This window comes from Halomonas sp. 3A7M (assembly GCF_014897875.1).
Classification (GTDB): Bacteria; Pseudomonadota; Gammaproteobacteria; order Pseudomonadales; family Halomonadaceae; genus Vreelandella.
The window spans coordinates 279,979-290,482 of record NZ_JABUZD010000162.1; the positions used below are offsets into that span (position 1 = coordinate 279,979).

A 10,504-nucleotide genomic window follows, 5' to 3' on the forward strand; every position below is an offset into this window, starting at 1 on the left:
ATGGAATGAGTAGCGTACTGTTTGCTGAACACGCCACCCAAGATGGCCATATTATCGGCGAGATCACCCTTAACGCCGAGCGTTCGCTGAATGCCCTGACGTTAGAAATGATTGAAGAGATCCTGCCGCGCTTGAAAGCGTGGCAAACCGACGAGCGAGTTGTCGCGGTTCTGCTGGACAGCGCCGGTGAAAAAGCGTTTTGCGCAGGGGGCGATGTCGTCAATCTGTATAAAGCGATTAAAGGTGACGGCGAACCAGACTTTCCTGAGCGCTTCTTTGAACACGAGTACCGCCTGGACTACCTGCTTCACACCTATCCCAAACCGGTTATTTGCTGGGGCAGCGGTATTGTAATGGGGGGGGGAATGGGGCTGCTCAGCGGTAGCAGCCACCGAATTGTGACAGAAACCTCTCGGCTGGCGATGCCAGAAGTGACGATTGGCCTTTACCCGGACGTTGGCGCTAGCTGGTTTTTAAACCGCCTGCCAAATGGTACTGGACGCTTTCTAGCCATGACCGGCAGCCAAATAAACGCCCCAGATGCCGTTCATCTCGGCCTTGCCGATCGTGCGATTGCTAGCCATTACCGCGCGGACCTGACGCAAAAACTGATGGATGCCACCTGGGGAGAAGGAAAGCAAACTGACGCCCATGGTATCGTCAATCGCGTGCTGCGCGAATTTGAACAAGCCTCTCAAGAGGTATTTGCCGAGCTGGAATCGCCGGTTCAAAAATCCGCTGCCTTGATTCGTGAGCTAATGGATCATGATACGGTTGAGCAAACCGTGGATGCCGTGCTGGCGGTTCGTAGTGATGACAAATGGTTCAGCAAAGCGCAGAAAACGCTTTCCCACGGCAGCCCCGTATCAGTGAAACTGATTGATGAGCAGCTAAAGCGCGCCAAGCATATGTCGTTGGCTGAGGTGTTTCAGTTTGAGCTGGCACTTTCAGTGCAGTGTTGCCGTCATCAGGAATTCCCCGAAGGCGTACGTGCGCTGTTGGTCGATAAAGACGGTAAGCCTGCCTGGAAATACCCAGATGTCGCGTCCGTCGAACAAACTTTTATCGATGAGCTGCTGGCTTCGCCGTGGCAAACGAGCCCTCTGGCGGATCTTCACTAAGCTATTTCTTCAAACCATTTCCCCAACCCAATTCACCGTCAATTTTCGAATAAGGACAATAAAGATGACCACTGTCGCGTTTATCGGTTTAGGTAATATGGGTGGCCCCATGGCGGCCAACTTGGCGAAAGCGGGCTTTAACGTTCGCGCGTTCGACCTTTCTGAACAAGCCTTGGAAACGGCTAAATCCCAAGGCTGTGAAGTAGCAGTCTCTGCAAAAGCAGCGGCCACCGATGCAGACTTTATTATTTCCATGCTCCCCGCAGGCAAGCATGTACGTGGGCTGTATGTGGATGGCGACGAGCCGCTGTTTGATGTCATCAAAAAGAGCGCTCTAGTGATTGACTGCTCGACGATTGATGCGGATACCGCCCGCAGCGTTGCGGCCGCTGGCGCTGAAAAAGGCGTTGGTTTTGTCGACGCGCCGGTATCTGGCGGGGTAGGTGGCGCGCAGGCCGGCACGTTGAGCTTTATTGTGGGCGGTAGCGCGGCACAATTTGAGCAGGCCAAGCCCGTGCTAGAAGTGATGGGTAAGAATATCTTCCACGCTGGCGACCACGGTGCAGGCCAAGTGGCCAAAGTGTGCAACAACATGCTGCTTTCCATTCTGATGGCGGGCACCTGCGAAGCGATCAACATGGGCGTAAAAAATGGCCTGGATCCAGCGGTGCTTTCCGAAATCATGAAACAAAGCTCGGGGGGAAACTGGGCGCTAAACGTTTACAACCCGTACCCCGGCGTGATGGAAAATGCCCCCGCCTCGAAGGGTTATCAAGGCGGCTTCCAGGTAGACCTGATGATTAAAGATCTGGGCCTCGCCATGGATGTTAGTCAGCAAAGCGCCTCACCAGTGCCCATGGGGTCTGCCGCACGTTCGTTATTCACCCTGCATAAAGCCAGCGGCAACGGCAAACTCGATTTCTCCAGCCTGCTGCAGTTTTATCAAGATAAGGAGTGAGAGTAAGGCGTGAATGGAAAATGGAAAATGGAAAATGGTAAGTGGTAAGTGGTAAGTGGTGGTGTCGCGCGTGGTAGCGAGTTTTGCGCGGAACGAGCAACACTAGGCACCCGCGAGCGGGCGGCATAGCCGCCCCTTGTCACTTGCTTCAAAGGCGGGCACACTCATTTTCTTCACTATTCTCAGATGTATGCCCAGAAAAAGGACTGCCATGATTACGCTTTGGGGCCGCAATAACTCCACTAACGTCAAAAAAGTGCGCTGGGTGCTCGAAGAGCTCGGCTTGGCGTTTGAACAAATTCCGGCAGGAATGCAGCACGGGGTCAACAATACCTCAGCGTACTTGGCCATGAACCCCAATGGGCTAGTGCCGCTACTTAAAGACGACGCGACCGATAGCGTGTTATGGGAATCTAACACCATTATCCGCTACTTGGCTGCGCAGTATGGCCAAGGTAGCTTATGGGTAGATAACCCCGCCAAGCGCGCCCAGGCAGAGAAATGGATGGATTGGGCGAACAATACGCTTTCGCCCAGGCACCGCGTTATTTTGCAGGGATTCGTAAGAACACCGCCAGAAGAGCGCGACAACGCCGCTATTGATGCTGGAATGCTAGCCTGTGAAAGGTCATTCGAACTGCTAGATAACGCGCTGGCAAACCAAAGCCAACCCTGGTTTTCCGGCGATGAGTTTGGCCTCGGCGACATCGCCTTAGCGCCGTTTATCTATAACCTTTGGAACATTGGGTTAACCTGGCAGCGGCGCCCCAATCTGGAGCGCTGGTACCAACAGATTGCAGAACGCCCCGCCTTTCAGAACGTAGTGATGATTCCTGTTACGTGATGTAGAAAGCAGCCCTCCCTGATGACGGGAGGGCGCTCTAGCGCACTACAATTTGCTAAACGGCTAAATACACGGGCTTTATTGTGCATTTATGCGATGGAGCATACGGGGTTTGTAGTGCGTGGTAAGCGAAGCGCACCCGCAATGGCAGCCTGGCGCAGCGGTTGTAAGTGGAACAGCACAGCCTTGACAGCACAGTAAATAAGGGCAATTTATATTGTGGGAGGTCGCTTTAGCGCGATGATTTAGCCACTAAATGTTCCCTAAAACTTCGCCTCCAATTTAGCCAATTCGCTATTAAGTTCCTTCAACACCCCACACGGCAAGCCATGGCGCTCGGCGCTATCAATCAACGGCCCTAAAATCGCCCCGCGCTCGGTGGGACGCTTGGCCTCAACATCCTGCAACATCGAGGCCTTATTGTTAGCGGTGTTCTCCACCACCTGCCACACCAGCGCCAACCACGCGTCTTCACCTTCGTCACCATTCGGTGGTGCAATGTTTTCCTGCTTTAAAATCGCCGCGACCTCTTTGACCACCGCTGCCAAACGGCCTGCATAAGCGTCACCGCGCAGCTCACCATTGCGCACACCATTTAGCGCCACCAATGGGTTGATCGCCGCATTCACCGCCAGCTTTTGCCACAGGCGTTGGCGTATATCACCGACCGCTGTTGCGGTAAAGCCTGACTCACTCAATAGCGCCGCTAACGCCTCCGCCAATCCCGCGTGCTGATTATCTAAATCACCAATAAACGTAGGCCCGCGCCCCGCGTGAACCACACCATCATCCCCAGTGAGATAAGCACCCTGAGTAGTGGTCGCGCACAGCACTGGCCCAGGCCACGTTTGTGTAATACGCGGTTGTGCCAAAAAGCCGTTCTGCCACAGCACCAGTGGGGTAGTGGGCGCAACCACATCGGCAATACTGGCAAGTGCCGCCTCGGCGGCCATGGCTTTGGTGGTGATATGTACAAACCCAGGCGCGGGAAGCGGATGAGAGGCTAGTTCCGCAACCGTAGCGCTCGCCAGCCGCTGAGTTCGCTCTTCACCTTCAGGGGTGGTCAGGTGTTGTTGTTCAGGCAGCGCACGTCGGCCAATCAAAGTGGTGTCAGTGAAGGGGGAAAGCGAATGCGCCAACAGGCGACCAATGGCCCCAGGGCCAAGTATCCAATGGGAAGTCATCGTTGATTTTTAGCCATTAACAGCGGTGTTGTCGCCAAGCTTACCGTGTTCAGCACTAGGAAATGAAGGTGAGGTGAGCAGCAGCTTCACGGCATCGGCTTTTTTGTTGTGGTGATAGAAGAAGCTAAAAGGCGTTATGAGCGAACAAGCTCTAGACGTGGCAGAAGACCGCAATGCGCGGCTAATGACTAATGACGGGCAGAAGGATTATCTGCTAGCGTTAAGGCTAAGAAGATTTTGTGTAAAAGGCTGAGTCGCGTTACAGGGAAGAGGGGAGCTCGTGTATAGCTCCACGTGCAATGTCGGCTTGCGACCCAAAGCGGACTTCGCTGAGACCGGATATTCATAAGTGCCTTTGGCTCACAATGCGCGTTTTTCTGGTAGGGTTTGAATACAAATGCTTGGTTTTCTGGAGTGGCTTTTTCAAAGTTTTATGAAACAAGGTGTTAGGGGAAAGCTATTGATGTTTATGCGCAATATCCAAAGGATGGTGGAAATGTTAACGCGCATGCGCGTTTTTCTGGCAAAGCGCATCGCGTAGACGGCATTTGTTTCTCTAAATTTCAATGCATTATAACTATATGGTCAGGATGGTGGTGGCCAGAAAAACACGCATGCGCACTAATAAACTGTTATGCAACATGGAGGAAGCTTAAGATGAGTAAGACATATAAAGGTTCTTGTTTGTGCGGAGGCATCCGGTTTTCTGTTAATGGTTTCAGTGAAAAAGCGGCAAACTGTTATTGCTCAATGTGTCGTAAATTTCATGGTGCAGCTTTTGGAACTTTGGTCGGAGTGCGAGGGTTAAAGTGGCTTTCAGGCGAGCAATTGTTAAAAGAGTTCGTTGCATCCAATGGTACTATTCGAACTTTCTGCTCCGAATGTGGTTCGAGTTTAGGCTTCCGTGTCAAAGGTTCAACTCATGATGAAATAGAGTTAGCTATCTCCACGTTCGACGACGATATACCAGTAAAAGTAGATGCCCAAATTTACACAGTGTATAAGGCAAATTGGTGTCACCTAGACCCTAAATTACCTGTGTTCACAGAGGGGCGTGAAGGTTAGGCGTACACCTTTGGGCTTGTTGCATAACAAACGCTTTAAGACGGATTCGCAACGCTTGGCGGTTTTGGTTTCATTCGGCTTTAGTGTTTACGGTGTAATGGTTTAGTGTCGTGGTAGCGTTGCTCACCACTTAAGCGGGCGTTCAGCGTCGCACAAGGGCTAACGAATAAATGAAGCGATTAATCGACCTAACCAATGAAGAAGCACGTGCTCATTTCTTGAAGGGGAGTAGCTACTTCAATGGCGATATTCCGAGCTACATTAATTTCGAGCCTATTTTGGCAAGTGTTTCGGAAATCTTAGGCGGCGCTAGTTTTAATCAGTTCAAGAAAAGCAGTCCAGCCGATTTTCCTGATGTAAATTACAATTTCATTGCCAACAAGGACGGAAGGTTTGCTTGGCGACCATATGAGTTGATGCATCCTGCAATATACGTCTCATTGGTAAACGTTATTTGCGACGAGGAAAACTGGGCTCTAATCATATCCCGTATGGCTGAGTTTGAGGATGGCGTCATCGACTGTTGCAGCGCGCCTGTAATGTCAGTGGACCACCAGACCGATGTTGCCACTCAGATTAAAGGGTGGTGGCAGGCTGTTGAACAACGCTCTTTGACTTATTCGCTGGAATTCAATCACCTTCTTCACACCGATGTGACAGACTGTTACGGCTCGCTGTACACGCATAGCATTGCATGGGCTATCCATGGGATCGAAGAAGCTAAGAAAAACAAAACTAAGAAGTCGCTTCTTGGAAACAAGATTGATTTCCACATCCAGGCTAGTCGTTACGGCCAAACAAATGGAATTTGCCAAGGCTCGGTACTTATGGACTTTATCGCCGAAATCGTACTTGGCTATGTCGATGAGCTTATCAATACTGAGCTAGGTAGCTGTTCTGATATCCGAATCCTTCGTTACCGAGATGATTACCGCATCTTTGCAAACAGCGACGAACGTGCAGAATCCGTTCTTAAGGTTGTAAGCGATAAGTTGCGAACGGTCGGGATGAAGCTTGGGGTTTCAAAGACTTTTTCCAGCGGAAACGTAGTGGAAGGGTCTATCAAGCCAGACAAACTTGCAGGTATTGAACTGCAAGACCTTGGAAAAGAAAATGCCAAAACGATCCAAAAACAATTAATGAGACTCCATGCGTTCGGTCAACGATATCCGAATAGCGGTGCGTTACGTCGGTTAGTGGGCGATTTTCACACTAACGTTTCTAGCCAAACGGAATCTCCCGACGACCTCGAAGTTCAAGTGGCAATCGCAACAGATATTGCCTATGTGTCTCCAGCAACTTTTCCCGCTGTAGCTGGAATTTTGAGCCATCTTATTGCGCTTGCACCAACCGAAGACAAGGTTCGACTCTGGACTAAAGTCCGAGAGAAAATTAAGCGGGTTCCTTACAACGGTTATCTTGAAATATGGTTGCAGCGAGTAACTCAACCAAAAGCCGTGGGTATCCCATTCGATAGTTCTGAGCCAATTTGCCAGATAGTTAATGGTGGAGCACCGCAATTGTGGGGGTGTGACTGGATCGCTAGTGAAGCTTTGAAAAATGCGATTGATGTGAAAAGTATTGTGGTTGCGGACGTAGCAGAGGCAACAGAAGTGATTGAACCCGAAGAAATCGAGCTGTTCAAACAGAATGCTTGGGCATACTAACATTCTAAATAAGGGTGTCGTAAATGGTGCTGAACAAAGCGTTGCACCGGACAAGCCGGTGAACGCGGCGTTATATCAGCACTACCGCAATGGCCGCTCCTGGCCGGACAATGACAGCCCGAAATAGGCCGTCGTTTACCCTCATCAAACTTCTGTCTGTTCTGCCATTTCCAGCGCGTCATCTACCTCTATCCCTAGATACCTGACGGTGCTTTCAAGCTTCGTATGACCCAGAAGCAGTTGCACTGCCCTCAAGTTTTTCGTGCGACGGTATATCAGCGAAGCTTTCGTACGACGCATAGTGTGCGTGCCATAAATTGACGCATCTAGACCTATTTCGGTAACCCAAGCTTTGACAATACGGGCATATTGGCGCGTTGAGAGATGCTTTGGGCTATTGATGCTGCTGGGAAACAAGAAATCTTCGTTTCTGAGTTGAGTAAGCTGTATCCAATCCATTATAGCAATGCGGGTTTGCTCGGTTATTTCGAACTGGACAGGTTGATGCGTTTTTTGCTGCATCAAGATGGCTCGTGGTGATATGCACGCACCATGGGCTATATCTCGTATTCGTAAATTGGCGAGATCGCAGCCCCGTAATTTGCTATCGATGGCTAAATTGAAGAGGGCGAGGTCTCTCGTCTTTTACACGTATGACCCAAATATCTTGAAGGCGCAGAGGTGTCTTTTGCCCAACTAACTTGCCTTTATTCCAAGGTGTAAAGGAGATTTCAGTCGAAATGTTCCTTCATCGGGTAGAGGTCAGAGAATGGCTCAATTCACGCTCATCATGTGCTAAGGTTAATTCATGGTCAGGGCTCGACCCAAAGTGGCCCTATCGGCAAACCCGTTTAGCCGCATTATGCAGCCGGAACGATGATCAATGTTTTGCAGCCTGACAATACTTGGTTTCTTTTAATTTTAAGGTGGTAAATTGTGAATGGCATGCGATAACCTAAATGAACGTGTCAGCACGTTCAAGTCAATAAACGATCTGACAGTCTAATAAAGACGTATTATACGTGATTGGAGAAATATGACACATCCAAAAGTATTCTTGAGTCATGCATCTGAAGATAAAGAGCGATTTGTAAATGAATTTTCTATCAGGCTTATTCAAAATGGTGTTGATGTATGGCTGGATAAATGGGAAATGCTTCCAGGTGATAGTTTAGTCGATAAGATATTTGAAGAAGGTCTGAAAGAAGCAGAGGCTGTAATAATTGTGCTGTCCGAATATAGTGTTCGAAAGCCTTGGGTGCAAGAAGAGTTAAACTCAACTATCGTAAGTAAGATCCAGAAAGGGACAAAAATAATTCCTATCCTTATAGATGATTGTGAAGTCCCTGAGCCACTGAAATCTACACTATGGGAATCCATTAAAGACAAAAAATCCTATGATTTAAGCTTTGAAAGAATCTTAGCCTCGGTTTTTGGGGCTTCTTTAAAACCAAAGATTGGTCAGCCACCCTCATATACTACGTCTGTCATACATAATATTGAGGGATTGGAGTCGGTAGATAGCTTGGTATTAAAGTTGTCTTGTGAATCCTTGAAAGAGTGGCCTGATGACCCAATAGAGCCAGGAGAGGTTTTTGATGATAGTAATCCAGAGGCTCCACCTAAAGAGCAAGTGTTAGAGTCACTAGAAATACTTGAAGATCAAGGTTACGTATCTTTATCACACTATATCGGTGGCGGTTCAGGGCGTTGGGGTTGCCATTACCGAGTTACACTATTTGGTTACGAAGAGTACTGTAAAAACTACGTGAACGAATATGGTAAGATGCAGGACTCAATAGTTGCAGTGATTGTGAATGAGAATGTACATGTTAATCATGAAATTAGTGAGAAACTAAATATACGACTGCCTATAGTCACACATGTCATTAAGTTTTTAGAGCACAATTATTTTGTGAAAACAAGAGGGGGGGTTGGAAGCCGAGTGGCAATTTATTCTGTCTCTGCAAAACTGCGCAGGGCCATGCGATGATTACATATAACAAGGTAAATACATACGGGAAAAATTTCCGCAACGCTCGTTTGTGCGTGAATCGCATAAGCCATTCGTTGCTCCAATTTTTCTGGTAATTTTCGGCATTATATCAGCATTCTCTGATGTTGGTGGGCTAGATAACGATGACACAACATGGGCCATCATTTGTCCAATCAGACGTCTGTTTGTTTAGCCATTTCCAGAGTATCAGCTACCTCAGTCCGCCTAGCAAAGAGAGTTTTATATTAGTGTCTTCTCAAAGTTCGCTCCTGGCAGTTATGGTAATTTTAGTTCATCCTGATATTAACTTTCCTTCCAAGGTAGATGTATCAGTAAATTTTGTCGATGCGTAAACTCATACTTAAGAGGAGTGTCTAGTGCCTGAATTAAAAAAGCGCCCTTTAGGTACTTGTAGGGAGGAAGCCCCAGTCAGCTGGGCCATTCACCAAACTGGCTCGTTTCTTATCGGGGAATTATTTGGAGGAGGGTATTATCGAGAGTGCTTGAGAATGGCTAAGGCTATGGCTTCTCAGCATCGGCCGGCTCTGACAGCTATTCATAAGGCTCGTGATTCATCTAATTTAGATTTGGAGCGACTGATTGAAAAATTGGAAGATGTTAGTCGCTGGGCTGGAGAAGTTGAGGAAGAAGGTTTTCATACTGTCAACACTCATGCTTTTATCACCTTATGGGCGGCACAAGAGGCTGGAGCTGAAAACATAATAGCAGAAATTATTCGAACCTCCGAGTACGCCGCAAAAATTGCAAGTGAGAAGTTTAAAAATGGTAAATACTCGCTTGCTGACTGGCCCTGGTCGGAGTCAACATGCCTAGAGATCGCTCAAAAGCTGGACCCAAAGGCTAAGAATTCTACTGAGAATGGGGGAGTGGATATTGCCAATAGGATGGTGGTGTTATTTTCTTGGTTTGGTTTAGAACTCCAGCTCAGCGCTATAGCTGCTAATAAATACAATGAGTCTTCCATGGTGAGAAATGTAATCCTTCATCGCTATGGGTATCTGAGTTCCAAGGATGTTGAAAATTTCCCAGAGCTCAATGAATGGGTTGGCGAAGTTCTGCCCATCACAACTGAGCGGCTGAATAGCTATTACAATGCTGTAGTTGCAATGCACATAGCGATTGCAAAATCCGTCTGGGAAAGTCAATACAATTAGGAGTGGTAAGTGTTGAGCCATTGTTGACGTATTATTTGCGCAGCCTGATTTTAAAAAAAGCGGGCGATTTCCGTAAGTTTCACAATAAAATACGCAGCGGGGTGTTCATAAATGCTTAAGAGCGGTTTTAACTATTAGCAGGCCTTTCTGTTGATAGCCGCCGACCGCAATCGGGTGTGGGCTGCAAAGAAATTAGTTGCATTTATATATAAGGCTTTAATATAGCCGCGTTTTTATGTTGTCCGCTTGTGGCCGTAAGCAGCCCATATATGCTACAAACAGAATTAGCAGTGATTGATATTATCCAATGATAAGCTTTTCTTTTAGCGGGTTGCGCCTAGGGGCACTGGTATACGCAAAGGTATATTTTTCGAGTTTGCATATAAAATCTTTTAGACTTATATGTTTGCTTATAGTTCTAGACTTGCCAGGAGTCCAACCCTACCCCAAAAGTAAGCGTCCATTCCGCGACGTTCTGCCACCCCGCTAAAATT

General features: G+C 48.0%; 9 protein-coding genes. 7 read left to right on the forward strand and 2 right to left on the reverse strand.

The genetic code is table 11. The features are described 5' to 3' along the window. Positions 1-5: 5 nt before the first annotated feature. The 3 genes from INT19_RS15190 (at position 6) to INT19_RS15200 (ending at position 2,923) form a co-directional block, all read left to right on the forward strand. Positions 6-1,121 (forward strand): enoyl-CoA hydratase/isomerase family protein, encoded by a 1,116-nt coding sequence (locus INT19_RS15190; RefSeq protein ID WP_193061369.1) that lies wholly within the window; start codon positions 6-8, stop codon positions 1,119-1,121. Then, positions 1,069-2,079: a 3-hydroxyisobutyrate dehydrogenase gene (mmsB, locus tag INT19_RS15195; RefSeq protein ID WP_264299060.1), complete on the forward strand. Its 1,011-nt coding sequence runs from the start codon at positions 1,069-1,071 to the stop codon at positions 2,077-2,079. Before INT19_RS15190 ends, mmsB begins: the two co-directional genes overlap by 53 nt. Positions 2,080-2,290: 211 nt before the next feature. Beyond that, positions 2,291-2,923, forward strand: coding sequence for a glutathione S-transferase family protein (locus INT19_RS15200; RefSeq protein WP_193061371.1), 633 nt, complete (start codon positions 2,291-2,293; stop codon positions 2,921-2,923). A gap of 263 nt (positions 2,924-3,186) precedes the next feature. Here INT19_RS15200 and INT19_RS15205 read toward each other — a convergent pair whose 3' ends face one another. Further along, positions 3,187-4,107, reverse strand: a complete 921-nt coding sequence (locus INT19_RS15205; protein WP_193061372.1) for a ketopantoate reductase family protein — start codon at positions 4,105-4,107, stop codon at positions 3,187-3,189. Between the two features lie 657 nt (positions 4,108-4,764). On the opposite strand from INT19_RS15205, the gene INT19_RS15210 reads away from it, so the two are divergent. Further along, on the forward strand, positions 4,765-5,172 hold the full coding sequence (locus tag INT19_RS15210) for a GFA family protein (RefSeq protein WP_193061373.1): 408 nt from the start codon (positions 4,765-4,767) through the stop codon (positions 5,170-5,172). Positions 5,173-5,342: 170 nt separating this feature from the next. Next, the gene (locus INT19_RS15215) at positions 5,343-6,839 is read left to right on the forward strand and encodes an RNA-directed DNA polymerase (protein WP_193061374.1); all 1,497 of its coding nucleotides are present in this window, start codon (positions 5,343-5,345) and stop codon (positions 6,837-6,839) included. A 144-nt stretch (positions 6,840-6,983) separates the two neighbouring features. Here the strand turns inward: INT19_RS15215 and INT19_RS15220 are convergent, their stop codons facing one another. Further along, complete coding sequence (locus INT19_RS15220) at positions 6,984-7,451, reverse strand: tyrosine-type recombinase/integrase (RefSeq protein WP_442311491.1); 468 nt, start codon at positions 7,449-7,451, stop codon at positions 6,984-6,986. Between the two features lie 424 nt (positions 7,452-7,875). On the opposite strand from INT19_RS15220, the gene INT19_RS15225 reads away from it, so the two are divergent. After that, entirely contained in the window at positions 7,876-8,832 is a 957-nt protein-coding gene (locus tag INT19_RS15225) for a toll/interleukin-1 receptor domain-containing protein (RefSeq protein WP_193061375.1), read from the forward strand. Positions 8,833-9,212: 380 nt separating this feature from the next. Further along, positions 9,213-10,010: a hypothetical protein gene (locus tag INT19_RS15230; protein WP_193061376.1), complete on the forward strand. Its 798-nt coding sequence runs from the start codon at positions 9,213-9,215 to the stop codon at positions 10,008-10,010. Positions 10,011-10,504: the final 494 nt, after the last annotated feature.